17 protein-coding genes and 1 tRNA gene are annotated in these 22,640 nt (G+C 68.2%); 5 read left to right on the forward strand and 13 right to left on the reverse strand.

Going from position 1 to position 22,640, the window contains the following annotated elements; translation table 11 throughout:
* Window positions 1–139: 139 nt before the first annotated feature.
* The 10 genes from rpoB to tuf form a co-directional block, all read right to left on the reverse strand.
* The gene (rpoB, locus tag ACXJ1Y_RS14290; RefSeq protein WP_463846873.1) at window positions 140–4,264 is read right to left on the reverse strand and encodes a DNA-directed RNA polymerase subunit beta; all 4,125 of its coding nucleotides are present in this window, start codon (window positions 4,262–4,264) and stop codon (window positions 140–142) included.
* 243 nt (window positions 4,265–4,507) lie between these two features.
* Window positions 4,508–4,885, reverse strand: coding sequence for a 50S ribosomal protein L7/L12 (gene rplL, locus ACXJ1Y_RS14295; protein WP_463846874.1), 378 nt, complete (start codon window positions 4,883–4,885; stop codon window positions 4,508–4,510).
* A 51-nt stretch (window positions 4,886–4,936) separates the two neighbouring features.
* The gene (gene rplJ, locus ACXJ1Y_RS14300) at window positions 4,937–5,455 is read right to left on the reverse strand and encodes a 50S ribosomal protein L10 (RefSeq protein ID WP_463846875.1); all 519 of its coding nucleotides are present in this window, start codon (window positions 5,453–5,455) and stop codon (window positions 4,937–4,939) included.
* Between the two features lie 979 nt (window positions 5,456–6,434).
* Entirely contained in the window at window positions 6,435–8,078 is a 1,644-nt protein-coding gene (locus ACXJ1Y_RS14305; RefSeq protein WP_463846876.1) for a B12-binding domain-containing radical SAM protein, read from the reverse strand.
* Window positions 8,079–8,224: 146 nt separating this feature from the next.
* Window positions 8,225–8,923, reverse strand: a complete 699-nt coding sequence (gene rplA, locus ACXJ1Y_RS14310; RefSeq protein WP_342166721.1) for a 50S ribosomal protein L1 — start codon at window positions 8,921–8,923, stop codon at window positions 8,225–8,227.
* A gap of 10 nt (window positions 8,924–8,933) precedes the next feature.
* Window positions 8,934–9,383 (reverse strand): 50S ribosomal protein L11, encoded by a 450-nt coding sequence (gene rplK, locus ACXJ1Y_RS14315; RefSeq protein ID WP_238248985.1) that lies wholly within the window; start codon window positions 9,381–9,383, stop codon window positions 8,934–8,936.
* Between the two features lie 127 nt (window positions 9,384–9,510).
* Window positions 9,511–10,044: a transcription termination/antitermination protein NusG gene (nusG, locus tag ACXJ1Y_RS14320; protein ID WP_238248993.1), complete on the reverse strand. Its 534-nt coding sequence runs from the start codon at window positions 10,042–10,044 to the stop codon at window positions 9,511–9,513.
* A 44-nt stretch (window positions 10,045–10,088) separates the two neighbouring features.
* Window positions 10,089–10,385 carry a preprotein translocase subunit SecE gene (secE, locus tag ACXJ1Y_RS14325; protein WP_243952353.1) on the reverse strand — a complete coding sequence of 99 codons (297 nt, stop codon included), beginning with the start codon at window positions 10,383–10,385 and terminating at the stop codon, window positions 10,089–10,091.
* Window positions 10,386–10,556: 171 nt separating this feature from the next.
* A tRNA-Trp gene (locus ACXJ1Y_RS14330) sits at window positions 10,557–10,633 on the reverse strand.
* Between the two features lie 137 nt (window positions 10,634–10,770).
* Window positions 10,771–11,961, reverse strand: a complete 1,191-nt coding sequence (gene tuf, locus ACXJ1Y_RS14335; RefSeq protein ID WP_463846877.1) for an elongation factor Tu — start codon at window positions 11,959–11,961, stop codon at window positions 10,771–10,773.
* A 288-nt stretch (window positions 11,962–12,249) separates the two neighbouring features.
* Here tuf and ACXJ1Y_RS14340 point away from each other — a divergent pair, with 288 nt between their 5' ends.
* The 5 genes from ACXJ1Y_RS14340 (at window position 12,250) to ACXJ1Y_RS14360 (ending at window position 16,057) form a co-directional block, all read left to right on the forward strand.
* The gene (locus ACXJ1Y_RS14340; RefSeq protein WP_463846878.1) at window positions 12,250–13,110 is read left to right on the forward strand and encodes an outer membrane protein; all 861 of its coding nucleotides are present in this window, start codon (window positions 12,250–12,252) and stop codon (window positions 13,108–13,110) included.
* A 97-nt stretch (window positions 13,111–13,207) separates the two neighbouring features.
* Window positions 13,208–13,855, forward strand: a complete 648-nt coding sequence (maiA, locus tag ACXJ1Y_RS14345) for a maleylacetoacetate isomerase (RefSeq protein WP_463846879.1) — start codon at window positions 13,208–13,210, stop codon at window positions 13,853–13,855.
* Window positions 13,856–13,984: 129 nt separating this feature from the next.
* A complete protein-coding gene (locus ACXJ1Y_RS14350; RefSeq protein WP_463846880.1) occupies window positions 13,985–15,316 on the forward strand; it encodes an NAD(P)/FAD-dependent oxidoreductase in 1,332 nt (443 codons plus the stop codon).
* 127 nt (window positions 15,317–15,443) lie between these two features.
* Window positions 15,444–15,746, forward strand: a complete 303-nt coding sequence (locus ACXJ1Y_RS14355) for an EthD family reductase (protein WP_463846881.1) — start codon at window positions 15,444–15,446, stop codon at window positions 15,744–15,746.
* A complete protein-coding gene (locus ACXJ1Y_RS14360) occupies window positions 15,743–16,057 on the forward strand; it encodes a hypothetical protein (RefSeq protein WP_463846882.1) in 315 nt (104 codons plus the stop codon). Before ACXJ1Y_RS14355 ends, ACXJ1Y_RS14360 begins: the two co-directional genes overlap by 4 nt.
* A 3-nt stretch (window positions 16,058–16,060) precedes the next feature.
* Here ACXJ1Y_RS14360 and ACXJ1Y_RS14365 read toward each other — a convergent pair whose 3' ends face one another.
* The 3 genes from ACXJ1Y_RS14365 to ACXJ1Y_RS14375 all read right to left on the reverse strand — a co-directional run bounded on the left by ACXJ1Y_RS14365 (window position 16,061) and on the right by ACXJ1Y_RS14375 (window position 22,606).
* Window positions 16,061–19,369: an ATP-binding protein gene (locus ACXJ1Y_RS14365; protein ID WP_463846883.1), complete on the reverse strand. Its 3,309-nt coding sequence runs from the start codon at window positions 19,367–19,369 to the stop codon at window positions 16,061–16,063.
* Window positions 19,370–19,564: 195 nt separating this feature from the next.
* On the reverse strand, window positions 19,565–21,181 hold the full coding sequence (locus tag ACXJ1Y_RS14370) for an ABC transporter ATP-binding protein (RefSeq protein ID WP_463846884.1): 1,617 nt from the start codon (window positions 21,179–21,181) through the stop codon (window positions 19,565–19,567).
* 3 nt (window positions 21,182–21,184) lie between these two features.
* Entirely contained in the window at window positions 21,185–22,606 is a 1,422-nt protein-coding gene (locus ACXJ1Y_RS14375; protein ID WP_463846885.1) for a M20 family metallopeptidase, read from the reverse strand.
* Window positions 22,607–22,640: the final 34 nt, after the last annotated feature.

A 22,640-nucleotide genomic window follows, 5' to 3' on the forward strand; every position in this document is an offset into this window, starting at 1 on the left:
CGCCGGGCCGCAGCGTCTTCAAAAAAAGGGCCGGCGCCGTGACCCCGGAGGGTTCGGCTCGCCGTCGTGCCGGAGGCTCTTCCCCTCCCCGCTCGACCGTGGCGGCGCGGACGCCGCCACGGGAGGTTTTTTCGACGTCTTACTCGGCCGCGTCGGCGGGCGGCTCCAGCTGGTCGTTCGCCGCCTTCTTGGAGGACGTCAGCTCGACGTTGAGGCCGAGCGAGCGCATCTCCTTGACGAGCACGTTGAACGACTCGGGGATACCCGCCTCGAACGTGTCGTCGCCGCGCACGATGGCCTCGTAGACCTTGGTGCGGCCGGCCACGTCGTCCGACTTCACGGTGAGCATCTCCTGCAGGGTGTAGGCGGCGCCGTAAGCCTCCAGCGCCCAGACCTCCATCTCGCCGAAGCGCTGACCGCCGAACTGCGCCTTGCCGCCCAGCGGCTGCTGGGTGACGAGGGAGTACGGGCCGATCGACCGGGCGTGGATCTTGTCGTCCACGAGGTGGTGGAGCTTCAGCATGTAGATGTAGCCCATCGTGACCTTGCGGTCGAAGGGCTCGCCGGTGCGCCCGTCGTAGAGCGTCGACTGCGCCGAGCGGTCCAGCCCGGCCATCTCCAGCATCTGCTCGATATCCGCCTCCTTGGCGCCGTTGAACACCGGAGTGGCCATCGGCACGCCGCGACGGACGTTGTTGCCCGCCTCCAGCAGATCCTCGTCGGACAGGCCTTCGAGCTCCGAAGGCGAGTAGATGGACTGCATCTCCTCCTTCAGGGGGGTGATGTCCTGGTTCTTGAGATAGGCATCGACCGCCTTCGCGACCTTGCGACCCAAGCCCGCAGCGGCCCAGCCCAGGTGCGTCTCGAGGATCTGACCGACGTTCATGCGGCTCGGCACGCCGAGCGGGTTGAGCACGATGTCGGCGTGCGTCCCGTCCTCAAGGAACGGCATGTCCTCGATCGGCACGATCCGCGACACGACACCCTTGTTGCCGTGACGGCCGGCCATCTTGTCGCCCGGCTGGATCTTGCGCTTCACCGCCACGAAGACCTTGACCATCTTCATGACGCCGGGCGGAAGCTCGTCGCCGCGCTGCAGCTTCTCGACCTTGTCGAGGAAGCGCTGCTCGAGGCGCTTCTTCGACTCGTCGTACTGCTTCTGCATCGCTTCCATCTCGGTCATGAGACGGTCGTCGATGACGGCGAACTGCCACCATTGCGAGCGGGGGTAGTCGTTGATCAGCTCGCGGGTGAGCGTGGTGTCCTTCTTGAAGCCCTTCGGCCCGGCCACCGGCGCCTGACCGATCAGCACATCCGCGAGACGGGCGTAGGTGTTGCGGTCCAGGATCGCCTGCTCGTCGTCGCGGTCCTTCGCGAGACGCTCGATCTCCTCGCGCTCGATCGCCTGGGCGCGCTCGTCCTTGTCGACGCCGTGCCGGTTGAACACCCGCACCTCGACGATGGTGCCGGTGACGCCCGGGGGCACCCGCAGGGACGTGTCGCGCACGTCGGAGGCCTTCTCGCCGAAGATGGCGCGGAGGAGCTTTTCCTCCGGCGTCATCGGGCTCTCGCCCTTCGGCGTGATCTTGCCGACGAGGATGTCGCCGGCATGGACCTCGGCACCGATGTAGACGATGCCGGCCTCGTCCAGGTTCTTGAGCGCCTCTTCGGAGACGTTCGGGATGTCGCGGGTGATTTCCTCCGGACCCAGCTTGGTGTCGCGGGCCATCACCTCGAACTCCTCGATGTGGATCGAGGTGAACACGTCATCCTTCACGATCCGCTCGGAGAGCAGGATCGAATCCTCGAAGTTGTAGCCGTTCCACGGCATGAACGCGACGAGCACGTTCCGGCCGAGCGCCAGCTCACCGAACTCGGTCGAGGGACCGTCGGCGATGATCTCGCCCTTCTTCACGAACTCGCCGACGCGGACCAGCGGCTTCTGCGTGATGCAGGTCGACTGGTTGGAGCGCTGGAACTTCTGAAGACGGTAGATGTCGACGCCCGGCTTGTTGGCGTCGGCCTCTTCCGTGGCGCGGATGACGATACGGGTGGCGTCCACCTGATCGACGATGCCCGCGCGCCGGGCGGCGATGGCCGCGCCGGAATCCCGGGCGACCACCGCCTCCATGCCGGTGCCCACGAACGGGGCGTCGGCGCGGACGAGGGGCACCGCCTGGCGCTGCATGTTCGAGCCCATGAGGGCGCGGTTGGCGTCGTCGTTCTCGAGGAACGGGATGAGCGCCGCCGCAACCGACACGAGCTGCTTCGGCGACACGTCCATGAGGTCGACGCGCTCGGGGCCGACGACGATGACTTCACCCGCCCGGCGGCAGACCACGAGGTCTTCCGTGAGCTTGCGGGCCTCGTCCATCTGCGCGTTGGCCTGGGCGACGTAGTACTTCGCCTCCTCCATGGCCGAGAGGTAGGCGACCTCGTCCGTCACCACGCCGTCGCGCACGCGGCGGAACGGGGTCTCGATGAAGCCGTACTTGTTCACGCGGGCGAAGGTCGCCAGCGAGTTGATCAGGCCGATGTTCGGGCCTTCCGGCGTCTCGATCGGGCAGATGCGGCCGTAATGGGTCGGGTGCACGTCGCGCACCTCGAAGCCGGCGCGCTCGCGGGTCAGACCGCCCGGGCCGAGCGCCGAGAGACGCCGCTTGTGCGTCACCTCGGAGAGCGGGTTGGTCTGGTCCATGAACTGCGACAGCTGCGACGAGCCGAAGAACTCACGCACCGCCGCCGCAGCCGGCTTCGCGTTGATGAGGTCCTGCGGCATGACCGTGTCGATATCGACCTGGCTCATGCGCTCGCGGATGGCGCGCTCCATGCGGAGCAGGCCCAGCCGGTACTGGTTCTCCATGAGCTCGCCGACCGAGCGCACCCGGCGGTTGCCGAGGTGGTCGATGTCGTCGATCTCGCCCTTGCCGTCGCGCAACTCCACGAGCGCCTTGACGACCGCGAGCATGTCCTCCTTGCGGAGGGTGCGCACCGTGTCGGCGGCGTCGAGGTCGAGACGCATGTTCATCTTCACGCGGCCGACCGCCGAGAGGTCGTAGCGCTCGGAATCGAAGAACAGCGAGTGGAACATCGCCTCGGCGGTGTCCAGCGTCGGCGGCTCGCCCGGGCGCATCACCCGGTAGATGTCGAACAGCGCACCCTCGCGGGCCGAGTTCTTGTCCACCGCGAGGGTGTTGCGGATGTACGGGCCGATGTTGACGTGGTCGATGTCGAGCACCGGCAATTCGGTGACACCGACGTCGTCCAGGGACTTCAGCAGCTTCTCGGTGATCTCCTCGCCGGCTTCGGCCCAGATCTCACCCGTCTGCATGTTGACGAGGTCCTCGGCGATGTACTGGCTGACGAGATCCTCGTCGGTCGCCTTGAGGAACCTCACGCCCTTCTCGGTGATCTGGCGGGCGTTGCGGGCGTTGAGCTTCTTGCCCGCCTCCAGCACGACCTCGCCGGACTCGGCGTCGATCAGGTCGGAGGTGGTCTTGATGCCCTTCATGCGCTCGGCATCGAACGGCACGCGCCAGTCGGCGCCGTCACGGTCGTAGACCACGCGGTTGTAGAAGGTCGACAGGATCTCCTCGCCGTCGAGGCCCAGCGCGTAGAGCAGCGACGTCACCGGCAGCTTGCGCTTCCGGTCGATGCGGACATGCACGATGTCCTTGGCGTCGAACTCCACGTCGAGCCACGAGCCCCGGTAGGGGATGATGCGCGCGGCGAACAGGAGCTTGCCCGAGGAATGGGTCTTGCCCTTGTCGTGGTCGAAGAACACGCCCGGCGAACGGTGCATCTGGGAGACGATGACGCGCTCGGTGCCGTTGACGATGAAGGTGCCGTTCTCCGTCATCAGGGGCATGTCGCCCATGTAGACGTCCTGCTCCTTGATGTCCTTCACGGACTTGGCCTGCGTGTCCGGATCGACATCGAACACGATGAGGCGGAGCGTCACCTTCAGCGGGGCCGCGAAGGTGATGCCGCGCTGGCGGCACTCGTCCACGTCGTACTTCGGGGGCTCGAACGTGTAGCGCACGAACTCGAGGAGGGCCGTCGCGGCGAAGTCCGAAATCGGGAAGACCGACTTGAACACGCTCTGCAGGCCTTCGTCGGCGCGGCCGCCTTCCGGCTCGTCGACCATCAGGAACTGGTCGTAGGACGCCTTCTGAACCTCAATGAGGTTCGGCATCTGCGCCACTTCCTTGATCTTGCCGAAGAACTTCCGAATGCGCTTGCGACCGACCAGCGTGTTGGCCATGTGACCTCGCTCCATTCCGCGTGCCCGTTGCCCGGGGAAGCTCTGGGCTCCCGCACCGTGGCTGTGACGCGCGCCCCGCCGGACCACGCCACCCGTCCCGAATTCCGCCGGCCCCGTTTCAGGGGCCACCGGTCGCCCGAAGCGACCTTAAGCCCGCGGGCGTTCGCACCCGCGGGCTCCGGTCCCGGTCAGCCCTGTGCGGACCGCCGGGGAGTGATGGGCCGTGGCCGGCCCATCGCCGTCTTACTTGAGCTCGACCTTGGCGCCAGCCTTCTCGAGCTGGGCCTTGAGCTTGGCGGCGTCGTCCTTGGACACGCCTTCCTTGACCGGCTTCGGGGCGCCCTCGACCAGGTCCTTGGCTTCCTTGAGGCCGAGACCGGTGATCGCGCGGACCTCCTTGATGACCTCGATCTTCTTGTCGCCAGCGGCGGCGAGAACGACCGTGAACTCGGTCTGCTCCTCGACGGCAGCGGCAGCACCACCGGCGGCCGGGCCAGCGGCCACGGCGACGGCGGCAGCGGCCGAGACGCCCCACTTCTCTTCGAGCATCTTGGCGAGCTCGGCAGCCTCGAGCACGGTCAGGGCGGACAGGTCGTCGACGATCTTGGCGAGATCAGCCATGTCGTATTCCTTTCAGGATATCGGTTCGAACGGGTTGATTTTGAAGGGGCCTCAGGCGGCCTCGTCCTTCTTGGCATAAGCCCCGAACACGCGGGCGAGCTTGGCCGCCGGCGCGGTGCTGAGCTGAGCGATCTTGGTCGCGGGAGCCTGGATGAGGCCCACGAGCTTGGCGCGCAGTTCGTCGAGCGACGGGAGCGAGGCGAGCGCCTTCACACCATCGGGGTTCAGGGAGGTCGTGCCCATCGCCCCGCCAAGGATCACGAGCTTGTCGTTGGTCTTGGCGAAGTCGACCGCGACCTTCGCGGCGGCGACCGGATCGCCCGAATAGGCGAGCAGGGTCGGGCCCTTCAGGAGCGGCTTGATGGAGGCGACGTCCGTGCCTTCCAGAGCGATGCCGGCGAGGCTGTTCTTGGCGACCTTCACGGTGGCGCCGGCCTGCTTCATCTGCGAACGCAGCTTCTGCATGTCGGCGACCGTGAGGCCCTTGTAGTGGGCCACGACGACGACGGCGCTCTGACTGAACACGCCGTTGAGCGTCGAGACGAGATCAGCCTTTGCTGTCCTGTCCACTGGGCTCTCTCCGGTTGGCGGAACCTGGATTGGCTCCGCCGGTTGCACATGCCGCCCGGACGTGCTCGGCCTCGCGAAAGACCGTGAACGTCCGAACGACGCTTCGCGGCCCTGTCCCCGACGAACCCCTGAACGGGACCCTGCGGGTGAGTTGGTTCAAACCGATTGCCCCCCCAGTACCGAAGCCCTGGTGCGGCTGTCGTAAAACGTCGGTCATCCCCGTCTGTGCAGGCTGGGGGATTAAGCCAGCAAACCGGCGCCTGCAGTCTCGGACAGGACACGGCCGGACTGAGCTCCACCGGGCTCGTCGCCCTTTGGATCCCGCCGGCCAGTGACGTCCGGTTGCCCGGACGACATTTCAAACGGAAGCCGGCCTATCGGCCGTCTCCCTCAATGACGTAAATAGCGTGAGGCGCGGTGTATAGAACCTAGCAAGCCGCCTGCCAAGGCCCGCAACGCGACTTTTCCGCCGCAGGCAAGGGGCAAAGCCCGGAATGGCTGCCATGCACCGGCTCGCGCAGCGGGCAGGCGCGATCCCGCTGGCTTTGCTTTTTTGCGTCTCGGGGATATCTTCCTCGGTGAGGGCCCACGGGGGGCAAGCCCGTGGGCCCTCTTATCAGACGATCCGACTAGATCATCATGGCGAGATGGATGGCGAACCGCCACCCATCTCGCGTTTTCGCGATGGTGATGCTCACCATCAGCGGAAACACGATCAACGTCCTCACCTCCTCCGACGAGCCTGCTCTCTGGCGGCGGCCGGCTAGCTCCGCCACAGGCTTCCATGCCCGAAGCCGTCGCATCGGAGGATGATCGACTGACCGACCAAGCTTAGGATCGGAGTCTTAGGCTGTCACGTCTCTGCCCCATCTGGGGCCAGCTTTTCGCATCGAGGCAAAGTTTCCTTCGCCCCGATGGCTTATCCACACGTCTTACACTGGTCTTTCTGCGGCAGGATAAAACCCGAGGTGGAGGCGACCTAAGCCGCCTCGCGCTCCGGCACGAATCGCCGACGGGCGTTCTCCCACCATGTCCGCTCCTGCGCCTCTTTCGCCTCGGCGGCCTTGGCCGCGTAGAACGAGGCGTTGTGCTCGCCGCGCAGGGCCTCGCGGGTGAAGCGGATCAGGTGGTGGGCCACGAAGCCCATGTTGAACACCGCCTCGATCTGCCCGCGCTTCAGGGCGAAGGCCGCCGCCCGCCAGAATGGCCCGCGATAGTCGGAGAACAGGCCGACACGCGTGATGATGTTGAAGCCGAGGATCAGCCCGCGCCGCAGGTTGGTGAAGGTGAGTTTGCCCGCCGTCGGCGTGGTGATCCGGTGCGGGTAGGTCGTCTCGCACTGGTGCTTAAACCGCTCGAAGATCTTCTCGGGCTCGTAGGCGTGGGCGATGGCCCGGCGCCAGCTCGCCACCACCGTGTCGTGCGGGCGCTTGAACAGCACGTTGGATTCCAGCGCCGCATCGTGGATGAGGCGCCCTTCCCTCTCCAGCCGGTCCCAGAGGGGCGTCTTCGGCAGGGCCTGGAGCAGGTTGATCGTCAGCACCGGAATCGCGGAGCGGTCGATGAAGTCGATCAGGTTCTGCTCGGACTTGTCGCTATCCGAATCGAGGCCGAGGATGATGCCCGACGTCACCTCAAGCCCGTAGGAGTTGAGCGTCTCGATGGCCTCGTACATGGGCACGGCGGCGTTGTGTGTCTTGTCGATCCCCTTCAGCGCCTCCGCCTCCGGCGTCTCGATGCCGACGAAGACGGTCATGAAGTTCGCCTGACGCATCAGCTCGAGGATCTCGGGCTGCTTGGCCATGTTGAGGGTCGCTTCGCAGGCGAACTGGAGCGGGTAGTTGTTCCGCTTCTGCCACTCCACCAGCACCGGCAGCATCTCGCGCGTCGCCTTGCGGTTGCCGATGAAGTTGTCGTCCACGAAGTAGACCACCGCCGGGTGGCCGGGCTGGCTGATGATGGCATCGAGCTCGGAACAGAGCTGCTCGGGGCCCTTCAGCCGGGGCTGGCGGCCGTAGAGCTGCGGAATGTCGCAGAACTCGCAGCGGTAGGGGCAGCCCGAGGAGAATTGCAGCGAACCGATCAGGTAGCGCTTGAGCGGCACGGCCTCGTAGGCCGGCGTCGGAAAGTCGGCGAGCGCCAGACGCTCGCCGGTCTCGTAGGTCTCCTGCGCGGCCGGACGGTCGACGCTCTCGTCGAGGCGGACGATCAGCCGGTCGGTGGCGTCGCCGATCTCGCCGATATGGAGGCAATCGAAATCCGGATACTTCTCCGGCGCGCCGGAGACGGAGGGGCCGCCGAGCGCCGCGAGCTTGCCGGCCGCGTGGGCGCGCTCGCAGATATCGTGGATCTGCCCTTCCTGAATGTGCATGCCCGACACGAACACCGCGTCCGCCCAGGCGAAATCCGCCGCGGTGGCGCGCTTGATGTTCTCATCGATGAACCGGCACTCCCAGGTCTCGGGCATGTAGGCCGCGATGACGAGGAGCCCCTGGGGCGGCATGAACGCCTTCACGCCGCCCATTAATGGGTAGGCGTGGGAGAACGTGCCGAAGGACGGCGTGTAGGCGGGGAAGACGCACAGGATGCGTCGACGGGAGGTGACGGAGACGGTGCTACGCATGGGCGCCTATCTAGCACAGCTAATCGTGCCGGCGCCCCCTCTACGACCAGGAATGGTGCGATTGCGAACGTCGACCTGGGCTAGAAACGCGAAACGCCCGGCCGTTGCCGGCCGGGCGCTTCGCTAGGTCGCAGGTTTATGACCGATCAGGCGGTCAGAACCGTGTTCGGCTCGACCTTCACGCCCGGGCCCATCGTCGAGGTGACGGCGATGCGCTGGACGTAGGTGCCCTTGGCCCCCGCCGGCTTGGCCTTGGCGACCGCATCGGCGAACGCCTTGATGTTCTCGACGAGCTTGTCGGCGTCGAACGAGGCCTTGCCGACGCCGGCATGGATGATGCCGGCCTTCTCGACGCGGAACTCCACGGCGCCGCCCTTGGCGGCGGCCACGGCGCCCTTCACGTCCATGGTGACGGTGCCGACCTTCGGGTTCGGCATCAGGCCGCGCGGGCCCAGCACCTTACCGAGACGGCCGACGAGCGGCATCATGTCCGGGGTCGCGATGCAGCGGTCGAAGTCGATCTTGCCGCCCTGGACGATCTCGAGGAGATCCTCGGCGCCGACGATGTCGGCACCCGCCGCCTTGGCGTCATCCGCCTTGGCGCCACGGGCGAACACCGCCACACGCACCGTCCGGCCGGAACCGTTCGGCAGGTTGCAGACGCCGCGGACCATCTGGTCGGCATGGCGCGGATCGACGCCGAGGTTCATGGAGACCTCGACGGTCTCGTCGAACTTCGCGGTCGCCCGCTCCTTCACGAGCTTGACCGCATCGGCGATCGAATAGAGCTTGGTCGGCTCCAGGCCCTCGCGGGCGGCGCGGATGCGCTTTCCTTCGCGTGCCATGTGTCCCTCCTCAGGCCGTGACTTCGAGGCCCATGGCCCGGGCGGAACCCCGGATCATGGCAACGGCCGCCTCGACGGAATCACAGTTGAGGTCGGGCATCTTCTTTTCGGCGATCTCGCGAAGCTGAGCCTCGGTGATCTTGCCGACCGTCGGGCCCTTGCCCGGGGTCTTGGAGCCGGAGGCCGGCTTCTTGCCGATCTTCAGGCCGACCGCCTTCTTCAGGAAGAAGGTGACCGGGGGCTGCTTCATCTCGAAGGTGAAGGAGCGGTCCTGATACGCGGTGATGATCACCGGGATCGGGGTGCCCTTCTCCATCTGCGCGGTCTTCGCATTGAAGGCCTTGCAGAATTCCATGATGTTGAGGCCGCGCTGACCGAGCGCGGGGCCGATCGGCGGCGACGGGTTGGCCGCGCCGGCCGGGACCTGAAGCTTCACGTAGCCCGTGATCTTCTTCGCCATAGGGACTGCTCCCAATGTTCATCCACCCCCGCGCTGCCGAGGCGCGGCGGGTCGGACGGTTGCAGGTCGCGGTGCGATCCGAAGCTCCCGGAGGCGAAGCCGGGCGGATCTCCCGCGGGTGTTACGCTCAGGCCTTCTCGACCTGGGCGTATTCCAGTTCCACCGGGGTGGCGCGGCCGAAGATCGACACGGCCACCTTCAGGCGGGAGCGGGCATCGTCGATTTCCTCGACGGTGCCGTTGAAGCTCGCGAACGGCCCGTCCGCCACGCGGACGGTCTCGCCGATCTCGAAGGAGATCGAGGGCTTGGGACGGTCGACGCCTTCGGCGACCTGACCCTTGATGCGCTCGGCCTCGGCGTCCGGGATCGGCACCGGCTTCGACTTGTCGGCGCCGAGGAATCCCGTGACCTTCGGGGTGTTCTTGATGAGGTGATAGACCTCGTCGGTCAGGTCGCACTTCACCAGCACGTAGCCGGGGAAGAACTTGCGCTCGGCGTCGACCTTACGGCCGCGACGAACCTCGACGACCTTCTCGGTCGGGACCATCACCTCGTCGAACAGGTCCGTCAGGCCGCGCTGCGCGGCCTGGTCCTTGATGGACTGGGCGACCTTGTTCTCGAAATTCGAATAGGCGTGGACGATGTACCAGCGCTTGGACACGGCGTTCGCTCAACTCCGATGAAGTCCGGGACCGGAAGGATCCCTCAGAGCCCGAGGATCAGGCCGACGATGAAGCGCATGGCCTGATCGACCACGGTGAAGAAGAGGCTCGTCACCACCACCATGATGAAGACCATCATCGTGGTGATCGTGGTCTCGCGGCGGGACGGCCACGTGACCTTGCGGCCCTCGTCGCGCACCTGCGAGAAGAACTCGCCGGGGCCGACGCGCTTCTGGGGCACCTTGGCGGGCGGAGTCTGACGGGCCGGCGGCGCAACATCGCGACCACGGTTCGTGCCGCGGGCGAGGTCCACCTTCTTCGTCGCTTCGTTCGATGCCATGGCGCCAGATTCGTTGACGGATTCGTGCCTTACGGCCGCGTTCAAAAACGCGAACGGCCGGCGCCGAGGGCCTTTCCAGCCCGCACCGACGGTCGTTTCAGATCTCGGATCGGAGCCGCTCTAACGCAAGTCGGGCGACTTGTCGACCGAGGAGCGGCTGGCGGACCGGACTGGCAGGAGTGGAGGGACTCGAACCCGCAACCTCCGGTTTTGGAGACCGGCGCTCTGACCAGTTGAGCTACACTCCTGTGTGCCCCGCTCGCGCGGCGCGAAGGCTCCATGCCGCAACCGCATCGCGGATGCAAGGGCCGCCGCGCCTCCCGGAGGCCGAAAAAGGAAAAGGCCGGCGCGGGGCCGGCCTTTCCCGTCATCGCTGCGGAGGCGATCAGTCGTTGATGGCGGCGACGACGCCGGCACCGACGGTGCGGCCGCCCTCGCGGATGGCGAAGCGCAGCTTCTCTTCCATGGCCACCGGCACGATCAGCACCACGTCCATGGTCACGTTGTCGCCCGGCATCACCATCTCGGTGCCCTCGGGCAGCGTGCACACGCCCGTCACGTCCGTCGTGCGGAAGTAGAATTGCGGGCGGTAGTTCGTGAAGAACGGCGTGTGGCGGCCGCCCTCCTCCTTCGTCAGGATGTACGCCTCGGCCTTGAACTTCGAGTGCGGCTTCACCGAACCCGGCTTGCACACGACCTGGCCGCGCTCCACGTCCTCGCGCTTCGTGCCACGCAGAAGCACGCCCACGTTGTCGCCCGCCTGACCCTGGTCGAGCAGCTTGCGGAACATCTCGACGCCGGTCACGGTCGTCTTCGTCGTCGGGCGGATGCCGACGATCTCGACTTCCTCACCGACCTTGATGATCCCGCGCTCGACGCGGCCCGTCACCACCGTGCCGCGGCCCGAGATCGAGAACACGTCCTCGATCGGCATCAGGAACGGCAGGTCGATCGGGCGCTCCGGCTGCGGGATGTAGGCGTCCACGCTCTCCATGAGCTTCAGGACGGCTTCCTTGCCGATCTTCGGTTCCTTGTCCTCGAGCGCCATCAGGGCCGAGCCCTTGGTGATCGGGATGTCGTCGCCGGGGAAGTCGTACTTCGACAGAAGCTCGCGCACCTCGAGCTCGACGAGCTCGAGCAGCTCCTCGTCGTCGACCATGTCGACCTTGTTCAGGAACACCACCAGCGCCGGCACGCCGACCTGACGGGCGAGCAGGATGTGCTCGCGGGTCTGCGGCATCGGGCCGTCGGCCGCCGACACCACCAGGATCGCGCCGTCCATCTGCGCCGCGCCCGTGATCATGTTCTTCACGTAGTCGGCGTGGCCGGGGCAGTCGACGTGCGCGTAGTGACGGTTCGAGGTCTCGTACTCCACGTGCGCGGTCGAGATCGTGATCCCGCGCGCCTTCTCCTCGGGCGCCTTGTCGATCTGATCGTAGGCCGTGAACGTCGCGCCGCCCGACTCCGCCAGGACCTTCGTGATCGCCGCCGTCAGCGACGTCTTGCCGTGATCCACGTGCCCGATCGTGCCGATGTTGCAGTGGGGCTTCGTACGAGAGAACTTTTCCTTGCCCATGATTCCCGTTCCTGCGGAGGGGGCAACGCGGGCGCCCCGGTTCCAGCTCGGCCGCCCCGACGCTTCACGGGGGCGAAAAGCGCCGACCGCTTAGAGGGTCGGCAGGCCGGGATCAAGGGCCACGCCGAATCCCCGTGCCCCTGTCAAGGCGGATTCGGCCGCCGGGCCCCTCAACCGCAACTGCTCCGCTTTGACCGAGTACTGTGTCTTTGAGGGCATAGGCACCGCCGGAGCGCGCGATTAACTTGGCCACAGACACGAATTAGAGAAACACCGGGTCTCGCCTCCATGATGAAGAAAGTCCTCCTGTCCACCGCCGCGACGGCCCTGCTGGCGACCGCTGCCTCGGCCGCCGACCTGCCGCGCCGCGCCGCGCCGCCGCCGGTCTTCACGCCGGTTCCGGTCTTCACCTGGACGGGCTTCTACGCCGGTCTCGAGTCGGCCTACACCTTCACCGACAACCAGCGCATCAACACCAGCGGCCTGAACGCCGTGACCGCCGGCAACGTCGCCGCCGGCCGCCGGCCCGCCTCCGTGACGACCTCGCAGGACGGCATCGCCAACATCGGCGGCACCGCTGGCTACAACTACCAGTTCACGCCGGGCTCGGGCATCGTCGTCGGTATCGCGAACAGCATCGACTGGACGGACATCACCAAGAACCGCTTCATCCTCGGCGCCCCGCTCGCCGGCGGCGTCCTGCCGAACCCGAGCCAGTACCGCCAGAGCCTCGACTGGCTCGGCACCCTCACCGGCCGCGTCGGCTACGCCTTCGACCGCGTCCTCGTGTACGGCACCGGCGGTCTCGCCTACGGCAACGTCTTCCACGACGTGAACTTCTACACCCCCGGCGGCGCCCTGCAGTTCGCCGGCCGCTACGACGACTTCAAGACCGGCTACGCCTACGGCGGCGGCATCGAGTTCGCCCTGCCGACCGACAGCTTCCTGAACACCTTCGCCATCGGCCGCTACCTCGGCATCAAGTACGACGCCATCACCATCAAGGCCGAGTACATCCACTACGACCTGGGCACCCAGAACGTCGTGGTGAACGCGGTCGCCACCGGCGCCCCGTCGTACCTCTCGCGCTTCAAGACCGAGGGCAACATCGTCCGCGCTGGCTTCAACTACAAGTTCGGCGGCTTCTAGGACCTTTGACGGGGAGACTTCCCCGCGCGACACAGGGGGCGGGTGCCGATCGCGGCGCCCGCCCCTTTTTTGGTTCTGACCCGGTGGAGCGGCTTCGATGCACATGTACGGCAACTGGCGGTCCGCCGCCGCTTTCCGGGTGCGAATCGCCCTGAAGCTCAAGGGGCTGGCCTACGAGGAGACGTTCATCGACCTCGATGCCGGCGACCAGCACAAGCCGGAGTTCCGCGCCATCAACCCGCAGGGCGCGGTGCCCGCCCTGTTCGACGGCGAGGGCCCTCCCCTCACGCAGTCCCTGGCGATCCTCGATTATCTGGAAGAGGCGAAGGGCGGCGAGCGCCTGCTGCCGGCGGATCCCCGCGAACGGGCGCGGGCCCGCTCCCTGGCGCAACTCGTCGCCTGCGACACCCACCCGCTCTACGTGCCGCGCGTGCGGAATTTCCTCATGGAGGAATACGGGCTGCCGAAGGAGCGCATGATGACCTTCGTGCGCCACACCTTCGAGACCGGGCTGAAGACGCTGGAGACGCGCCTGACCTCGGAGCCGGGCACCGGGCGCTTCTGCCAGGGCGACGCGGTGAGCCACGCCGACCTCTGCCTCGTGAGCCTGTGGGTCGGCACGGGCATCTTCGGCGTCGACACGGGCCCCTACCCCACGGTGAAGCGGATCGCCGAGACCTGCCTCGCCCTTCCGGCCTTCGCCGAATCCCATCCCCTGCGCCAGCCCGGCGCGCCGCAGAACTGACGCGACAACGCGGCACGGCGTCTTCGTGAAAGACGCCGTGCGGGAATAACTGGCAAAGCACGGACGCGTCGGTCTATGCAGGTCCTTCATCGGCGCGAAGATCAGAACGTCGAGAGTCTTGAGGCATCCATGGTCCCAGTGGGAAGCGAGACAACTCCTCATCGAGTCGTCGTGGTGGGCGGCGGCGCCTCCGGCCTGCAACTGGTGACCAAGCTCGGAAACCGGTTCGGGAAGCGGCGGAAGGCCGAGATCTCGCTGGTCGACCGGGCGCGCACCCATATCTGGAAGCCGCTGCTGCACGAGGTCGCCGCCGGCAGCCTCGATGTCGGCCATCACGCGGTGGATTACCTCCACCACGCGCACCAGCACCATTTCCGCTACCGGATCGGCCAGATGATCGGCCTCGACCGGGCGGCGCAGCAGATCACCCTGGCCCCGAGCTTCGACGCCGAGGGACGGCAGGTCACGCCCGAGCGCAAGGTCGGCTACGACACGCTGGTGATCGCGGTGGGCTCGACCACCAACGATTTCGGCACGCCCGGCGTGGCCGAGCACGCGATCGCCCTCGACACGCAGGAGCAGGCGGTGCGCTTCCACCAGCGCCTCGTGAATGCGAGCCTGCGGGCTCACACCCAGGACGGGCCGGTGCGCCCCGGCCAGCTGCACGTGACGGTGATCGGCGCGGGCGCGACGGGGACCGAACTCGCGGCCGAGTTGCACCGCACCCTGCGCGACGTGGTGGCCACGGGCCTCGACAAGATCGACCCCGACAAGGACATCCGCATCACCCTCGTGGAGGCCGCCGAGCGGGTCCTCCCGGCCGTGCCGGAACGGCTCTCGGCCGAGGTGATGCAGATGCTGCGCAAGATCGGCGTCGACGTGCGCCTGAAGGCGCGCGTCACCGAGGTGCGGGCCGATGGCGTCGCGCTGGCGGACGGCACGTTCCTGCCGTCGGAACTCGTCGTCTGGGCGGCGGGCGTGAAGGCCCCGCCCTTCCTGCAGGGGATCGGCGGCCTGGAGACCACCCGGACCAACCAGCTGGTCGTCACCCCGACCCTCCAGACCACCCGCGACCCGGACATCTTCGCGATGGGCGATTGCGCCTACCTCGTGGAGGCGGGCTCCGACCGTCCGATCCCGCCCCGCGCCCAGGCCGCGCACCAGCAGGCGACGCACCTGATCGGGCAGATCGAGGCCAAGATCGCCGGCAAGCCGCTGACCGCGTTCAAGTACCGGGATTTCGGCTCGCTGGTCTCCCTCGGCCACTACTCCACGGTCGGGAGCCTGATGGGCTTCATCCGGGGCCGGAACATGCTGATCGTCGGCCTGTTCGCCCGGATGATGTACCGCTCGCTCTACAAGATGCACGAGCGCGCCCTGCACGGCAGCGTGAAGACGACGATCGACGCGATGGCCCGCGCCCTGACCCGGCGCACGGTCTCGCGCGTGAAGCTGCACTAGTGAAGAGACGCATTCACTCCGTTCATGCGCCTCTGCACTCGCTTCTTGTTTTTGCATCAATTTTTCCAGACACGGCTGACGCCTTCGTCTGGATCGATGCCCTAGGCAGACCACAAGGGAGAACGCCGTGATCCTCGTGAGCGTGATGTACCCGGCCGGACCGAAGTTCGACATGGGCTATTACCTGAACACCCACATGCCGCTGGTGCGCGAGCGCTGGTCGAGCCTCGGCCTGCACGAGGCGACGGTGGTGACGGGCAAGGGCACGCCCGATGGCGGCCCGGCCCCGTTCCAGGTGATGGCGCTGCTGAAGTTCGAATCGGCCGACGCCTTCGCCAAGGCCGCCGAGGCGCACGGCGCCGAGATCTTCGCCGACATCCCGAACTTCACCGAGGCCCAGGCCCAGGTGCAACTCAACGACTTCGCGTGATCGACGTCATCGAAGCGGTCAAGAAGGCCGATCCGTCGCTCGGTCCCTACGTGCTCGTCCTGCGCGGCGACGCGCGGGCGCTCGCCGCGCCCGACCGCCTCACCCCGGAGGCGCAAGCCTGGATCGATGCGAACGCGCCGGGCGGCCGCCTCGTGCGGGTGGACGTGCTGCTCAGCCCCTATCCGGGGGCGGAGCCGGCGCCCCGGAGCCTGAGCGTCGCGGCCTTGGCGGATCCGCGCCAGCTCGCGGCCTTCGCCACGGCCTGGACCGCCGATCCCATCGAGGACGAGGACGAGGCGCCCGCCGCCTGACCCTCAGGCGGCGCGCAAGGTGCGGATGACCCGCAGGGTCCTGGCCCGCTGCACCTCCAGCCGCCGGATCAATTGAGACAGGTCGCTGCCCGCATGGGCGGCGGCCTCCAATTCGCGGCACAGGTCCGAGAGGCCGGCAAAGCCGAGCATCCCCGCCGCCGAGACCATGGCGTGGGCGTCGTGGGCGATCTCCTGCCGGTCGTTCGCCGGCACGCGGAAGCGCTGGGACAATTCCCCCGCCAGCATGTCGAGCAGGCCGTCGACGCGCTCCGGCCCGAAGCGCAGGCGCATGGCGTCGAGCACGTCCGCGTCCAGCGTCTGCGGATCGACGCGGGGCGGGTCCGGCTCCGGCTTGGCGAGGCGCTTGCGCGCATCTGGCATCGTCCAGCGCTCGATGATGGCGCAGAGGTCCTGGCGCTTGAACGGCTTGCCGACATGGTCGTCCATGCCGGCCTTGAGCAGTTCCTCGACCTGCTCGGGCAGGACGTTGGCCGTCATCGCCACGATCGGCACGTCGCAGGCGGGCGCCGCGAGGCTGCGGATGCGGCGCGTGGCGGCGAGCCCGTCGACGCCCGGCATCTGCACGTCCATCAGCACGAGGTCGAAGCCGCGTCCGCCCGCGAAGGCCGCTTCGACGGCCGCCAGCGCCTCGGCGCCATCGACCGCCACCGCGACCTCGTAGCCCTGGGCTTCCAGCACCGCGCAGGCGAGTTCGCGGTTGATTGCGACATCCTCGGCCAGGAGCAGCCGCAGATGGCGCCTCGCCTCGGCAGAGGTGGCGGCCGGTTGCTGCGTCGGGGCCGGGTCGTGGACCGGCTCGTCCCCGCGCGGAAGGATCAGGGTGAACCAGAAGGTCGAGCCCTCGCCCTCGCGGCTCTCGACGCCCATCCGTCCGCCCATCAGCTCCACGAGCTGGTGCGAGATGGCGAGGCCGAGCCCCGTGCCGCCGAAGCGGCGGCTGATCGAGCCATCGACCTGACTGAAGCGGCGGAACAGGCGGGACTGGTCCTCCGGCGCGATGCCGATGCCCGTGTCGGTGACGGCGAAGCGCAGGGCCTCGCCCTGGCGATAGACGCTCAGGGTGACGGAGCCCTCGGGGGTGAACTTCACCGCGTTGTTCAGGAGGTTCAGCAGCACCTGCTGCAGCCGGCTCGAATCGCCGACCACGAAGCGCGGCAGGTCGGGATCGAGTTCGACCGTGATCGTCAGGCCGCTCTTGAGCGCCGCCCCGCGCACGATGGAGATCGCCGCCTCGATGATCGAGACGAGGGGGAAGGACAGGGATTCGAGGGTCAGTTCGCCGGCATTGACCTTCGAGAAGTCGAGGACGTCGTTGACGACGGTCAGCAGCGCCGCGCCGGAATTCTGGATGAGGGCGAGGCGGCGCCGGTCCTCGCCGTGGATCGTGTCCCCTTCGAGGAGCAGGTCGGCATAGCCGATGATGCTGTTGAGCGGGGTGCGGATCTCATGGCTCATGGCCGCGAGGAAGTTGCTCTTGGCCGCGCTCGCCCGCTCGGCCTCGGCGCGGGCGACCTCGGCATCGTGGGTCGCCGCCCGGAGCGCCGCCTCGGTCGCCTTGGAATCGGTGATGTCGAGGTGCAGCCCGACCATGCGCATCGGCCGCTCGTCGGAGCCGAACACCGTGCGCCCGCGCCCGTAGATCCAGCGATCCCCGACGCGGAACTGCGCCGCGTAGGTGCTGCGGGAATCGATGGCCCGCCGGACCTCGTTCCAGGCATCGGCCGCGTCGTCCGGGTTGAGGAGGCCGGTCCAGACGGCGGCGCTCAACAGGCGCGGCTCGCCGTTCGGGCAATCGAGCCCGTGCATCCGCGCGCTCTCCGGGGCCAGGGAGACCACGCCGGTCTGCATGTCCCAATCCCAGGTCCCGGCGCCCGCCGCCTCCAGGGCCAGCCCGAGGAGCTGGCGCGCATCCTCCACGGCGATGCGGGCGGTGACGATGTCATCGACGTCGAGGGCCGTGCCGAGCCATTCGAGGATGTCGCCCTTGGCGTCGAGCAGGATCGGCGAGATCGAGATCTGGTGCCAGCGGTACACGCCATCGTGGCGGCGGATCCGCCACTGCCCGGAATAGCCGACGCCGCTGTCCAGCGCCCGCTTCCACGCCGTCTCCATGGCGGCCGCATCGTTGGGGTGGTTGCGGGCGAGGCGTTCGGCCCGGCCCGGGCCGATGGGGCCGTAATAGGTGCGGAACTGCGCGTTGAGATAGGTCGCCTCGCCGTCGCTGACCCGCATGGTCCAGACGAGGAGCGGCAGGCTCTCCGCGAGGCCCCGGTACCGCACGTCGCTGCGGCGGACGGCGTCCTGCACCTGCCGCATCTCGGTGACGTCGATGAGCACGCCGACGAGGCCCGTCACCGCGCCGCCCGCGTCGGCCTGGGCGACGCCGCGCACCACCACGTCGCGGATCGTGGCGTCGGGGCGCAGGATCCGCGCCTCGTAGGCGAAGGAGCCCCCCGCCGCGATGGCCTCCGCCACCGTCGCCTGGATGCGGGCGCGGTCGTCGGGGTGATAGAAGTCGGCGAGTTGCCGCATCGTGGGCGGGGGCGCGCCCGGATCGAGGCCAGCGATCCGGTAGAGGCCGGGGGACCACGTCACCCGCCCGTCCGCGAGGGTGACTTCCCAGGTGCCGATGGAGGCGAGCCATTCGGCCATCATCAGCTGGGCGTCGGCGCTCTCCTGCGCCCGGGCGCGCAGTTCGATCTCGCCGTTCTGCTTGAAGATGACGGCCTCCCGCGCCTCCACCGTCGCGGCGGCCTTCAGGCGCTCTGCGTCGGACAGGGCGAGCCGGAGATGGGCGATCACCGTCTCGGCGAGATCGGTCAAGGTCGCCTCCTCGTCCGCCGTGAACGCGCGCGGGGCGGTGTCCACGAGACAGAAGGTGCCGAGCGGCAGCCCCGGCTCCAGGCAGAGCGGGGTGCCGGCATAGAAGCGGATGCCGCGCTCGCCCTTCACCCCCGCGAGGTCGCGGAACTCGGGGTGCTCCCAGGTGTCGTGGGCGACGATGGGCACGCCGCGCTCGACGGTGACATGGCAGAAGGTCTGGCGCCTCGGGGCCGTGGTGGGGATCAGCTCGCAGGGGGTCTTCAGCCAGACCTGCTCCTCGCCCATCAGCGCGACGAAGGCCCCGGCGACGCCAAAGACGCGCTTCGCCACCCGGCAGACCGCCTCGAAATGCGGTTCCGGCGCGGTGCCGAGGATCCCGAGGGCGGCCAGGGCCTCGACCCGCGCCGCCTCGTCCCGGACCGTTCCCGGCTCGCTGTCGTCAGGATGCCGGGGGCTGTCCTGCGTCATGGGCTGCGAACCACTCCGTCCTCCGAAAGCGTCGCGTGCCCATACTGCCAGGACAACCGGGCCGCTTCCAGAGCCCGAACCGTGGCGGGCCTTAAAGCGACGGCACGGCATGAATCTGGAACGCGACCGCGCGGGCCGCTACATAAGCCCGCTGCCCTCTCTTCGCTTGGAAAGGTTTCCGAGCCGTAACGGAGGCTATTCCGCCGCCTGCGCCCCCGGCACCGCCGCGAGCAGGTTGCGGGTGTAATCGTGTGCGGGCGCGGCGAAGAGTTCGGCGGTGGGCCGCATCTCCACCACCTGCCCACGATGCATCACCGCGATCCGGTCACAGATCGTGGCCGCCACCCGCAGATCGTGGGTGATGAACAGCATGGCCAGGGACAGGCGCTTCTTCAGGTCCTCCAGCAGGTCGAGGACCTGCGCCTGGACCGAGACGTCCAGCGCCGAGACCGCCTCGTCGGCCACCAGCACGTCGGGCTCCATGGCCAGCGCCCGGGCGATGCCGACGCGCTGGCGCTGGCCGCCGGAGAAGGCGTTCGGGTAGCGGTCGTAGGCCCTGGGGTCGAGGCCGACGAGGGCGAGCAGTTCCTCGGCCTTGGCCCGCGCCTGCTTGCGCGGGACACCGTGGGCGATGGGCCCGGCGGTGATGATCTGCCCGACCGTGCGGCGCGGGTTGAGGGAGGCGAAGGGATCCTGGAAGATCATCTGGATCCGGCGGCGCTCCTCGCGCAGCTGCGCGGGCTCCAGGGCCGAATAATCGAGGTCGCCGACGCGGATCGTGCCGCCGTCCGGCTCGATCAGGCGGATGGCGAGCCGCGCCGTGGTGGATTTGCCGGAGCCCGACTCGCCGACGAGGCCCAGGGTCTCGCCCCGGCGGATGTCGAAGGTGACGGCGTTGGCCGCGTTGACGATGCGGTGCGGCCCGAACCATCCGGCCTTGGTCAGGTAGGTCTTCTTCAGCCCGCTCACCGAGAGGGCGACGGGCGCCCCGTCGAGGGGTTCGCGCTTGGGCGGGTTGAGGGTCGGCACCGCCGCCAGGAGCTTCTTCGTGTAGGGCGCCTGCGGGTTGTGCAGCACCTCGGCCGCCGGGCCGAACTCCACCAGCTTGCCGCGCTGGAGCACGGCGACCTGATCCGCGATGTCGGCCACCACACCGAAATCGTGGGTGATGAACATCACGCTCATCCCGCGCCGCCGCTGCAACTCGCGGATCAGCTTCAGGATCTGCGCCTGCGTGGTGACGTCGAGGGCGGTGGTCGGCTCGTCGGCCACCAGCACAGAGGGTTCGAGGGCGAGCGCCATGGCGATCATCGCCCGCTGGCGCTGGCCGCCTGAAAGCTGATGCGGATAGGCGCGGACGATCTCCCGGGGGTTCGGCAGGCCGACCTCGGTGGCCAGCGCCACCACCTTCTCCCGGCGCTCCGCCCGGGTGAACAGGTCATGCGCCTCGTACATCTCGGCGATCTGGTCGCCGATGCGCATCACCGGATTGAGCGCCGTCATCGGCTCCTGGAAGATCATCGCCACCCGGCGCCCGCGCAGGTCGCGCCATTCCGCCTCGCCGAGGCCGAGGAGGTCGCGCCCCTCGAAGGTGATGGTCCCGGCGGTGGGCTTGAGCGAACGGGGCAGGAGGCCGGTAAGCGCGTAGGCGCTCATCGACTTGCCCGAACCCGATTCCCCCACGACGCAGAGGATCTTGCCCGCCTCCAGATCGAGTTTCAGCCCCTCGACCGCGTAGGGGCGGTCGGCGCCCTTCGGCAGGGCGATGGTGAGATCGCGGATGCGGACGACCGGGCTGACGGGCTCGGACATGGCTCAGGCTCCTCCGGCGCGGCGGCGCAGGATGGCGGGGCCATCCTCGCCGAGATCCCAGAACAGGCCCGCCATGATGGCAATGGCCTCGCGCGATTCCGAGCCGAGCAGGTGCTCGTCCGGGGCGTGCTGCTGGCAGGCGGGATAGGAATGGGGCACCCACAGGGTGGGCAGGCCGAGGATCTCGGAGAAGGCGTCGTTCGGCAGCGAGCCGCCGAGATTCGGCAGCAGCGCCGGGTTCTTCCCGGTGGTCGCCTCGATGGAGCCGAGCGCCCAGCCGACCCAGGGGTCCTCCACCGGAAGGCGCGTCGCCTGGAACACCTCCGCCGCGCGGGCGGGGCGCACGCCGACCATCGGGAAGCCGTTCGCGTCGAGATGGGCGCGCACGGTCTCGATCAGCGTCTTCCACTCCGTGCCGACGACGAAGCGCAGCTGCATCACTGCCATGGCATGGGGCGGCACGGCGTTGACCGGCCCGTCGGGATCGCCCGTGCGGAAGGCCAGCACCTCGAGGGCGTTCCAGCCGAACACCCGCTCGGCGGGGCTGAGGCCCGGCTCGCCCCAATCCTCGTCGATCTTCGGCGCGTTCGGGTCCTCTCCGACGCGGATGTTGGCGAGTGCCGCGCGCACGCCCTCCGGGATCGGCGGCGGGCGCAAGCCCTCCACGAGGATGGTGCCGCGCGCATCGACCATGGAGGCGATGGCGCTGGCGAGCACCGTGCCGGGGTTGCGCAGCAGCCCGCCCCAATTGCCCGAATGGTGGCCGCCCTCGCGCAGGTTCACCGAGAGTTCGAAATTGTAGGCGCCGCGCGAGCCGAGGAAGAGCGTCGGCCGCTCGGCGTTGAGGCGCGGCCCGTCCGAGGCGATCAGCACGTCGGCCTTCAGCGCCTGCGCCTGCGCCCGGCAGAACGGGCGAAGCCCCGGCGAACCCAGTTCCTCCCCCATCTCGATGATGAGCTTCGTGTTGAAGCCGAGCCGGCCGCCGCGCGCCTCCATCACCTGCCCGAGGGCGACGAGGTTCAGGATGTGCTGGCCCTTGTTGTCGGCCGTGCCGCGCCCGTACCAGCGGTCGCCCTCGACGGTCACTTGCCAGGGGTCGAGCCCGTCGCGCCATTGCTCGGGGTAGCTGCGCACCGTGTCGCCGTGGCCGTAGACGAGGACGGTCGGCAGGTCGTCGCCCTCGTGGCGGCTGGCGATCAGGAACGGCCCGTTCGCGCCGTTCGGATTCGGCAGGATCGACGTGTCCCGGAAGCCCAGCTTCGCGACGAGCGGAACGATGAAGTCCTTGAGGTAGGCGTCGAGCTGGCCGGCATGGTCGGGGCGCTGGCTCTCGGTCGGGATGGACACCGCCTCGCGCAGGAGGGTGAGGAAGCCGCCCGCATCGAAATGGGCCGTGGCTCGGGCAATGGCGTCGTCGCGCGTCATCGGTGTTCTCGGATGGGAATGTCGGGGAAAGTGA

The organism is Methylobacterium sp. TK26, assembly GCF_055361565.1.

What these genes read in the sequence shown, in the direction of transcription:
- rpoB (WP_463846873.1), bottom strand. Translation starts at nt 4,264, where the DNA reads ATGGCCAACACGCTGGTCGGTCGCAAGCGCATTCGGAAGTTCTTCGGC.
- maiA (WP_463846879.1), top strand. Translation starts at nt 13,208, where the DNA reads ATGCACATGTACGGCAACTGGCGGTCCGCCGCCGCTTTCCGGGTGCGA.
- ACXJ1Y_RS14305 (WP_463846876.1), bottom strand. Translation starts at nt 8,078, where the DNA reads ATGCGTAGCACCGTCTCCGTCACCTCCCGTCGACGCATCCTGTGCGTC.
- rplA (WP_342166721.1), bottom strand. Translation starts at nt 8,923, where the DNA reads ATGGCACGCGAAGGAAAGCGCATCCGCGCCGCCCGCGAGGGCCTGGAG.
- ACXJ1Y_RS14375 (WP_463846885.1), bottom strand. Translation starts at nt 22,606, where the DNA reads ATGACGCGCGACGACGCCATTGCCCGAGCCACGGCCCATTTCGATGCG.
- ACXJ1Y_RS14365 (WP_463846883.1), bottom strand. Translation starts at nt 19,369, where the DNA reads ATGACGCAGGACAGCCCCCGGCATCCTGACGACAGCGAGCCGGGAACG.
- ACXJ1Y_RS14370 (WP_463846884.1), bottom strand. Translation starts at nt 21,181, where the DNA reads ATGTCCGAGCCCGTCAGCCCGGTCGTCCGCATCCGCGATCTCACCATC.
- rplK (WP_238248985.1), bottom strand. Translation starts at nt 9,383, where the DNA reads ATGGCGAAGAAGATCACGGGCTACGTGAAGCTTCAGGTCCCGGCCGGC.
- rplL (WP_463846874.1), bottom strand. Translation starts at nt 4,885, where the DNA reads ATGGCTGATCTCGCCAAGATCGTCGACGACCTGTCCGCCCTGACCGTG.
- tuf (WP_463846877.1), bottom strand. Translation starts at nt 11,961, where the DNA reads ATGGGCAAGGAAAAGTTCTCTCGTACGAAGCCCCACTGCAACATCGGC.
- ACXJ1Y_RS14350 (WP_463846880.1), top strand. Translation starts at nt 13,985, where the DNA reads ATGGTCCCAGTGGGAAGCGAGACAACTCCTCATCGAGTCGTCGTGGTG.
- secE (WP_243952353.1), bottom strand. Translation starts at nt 10,385, where the DNA reads ATGGCATCGAACGAAGCGACGAAGAAGGTGGACCTCGCCCGCGGCACG.
- ACXJ1Y_RS14340 (WP_463846878.1), top strand. Translation starts at nt 12,250, where the DNA reads ATGATGAAGAAAGTCCTCCTGTCCACCGCCGCGACGGCCCTGCTGGCG.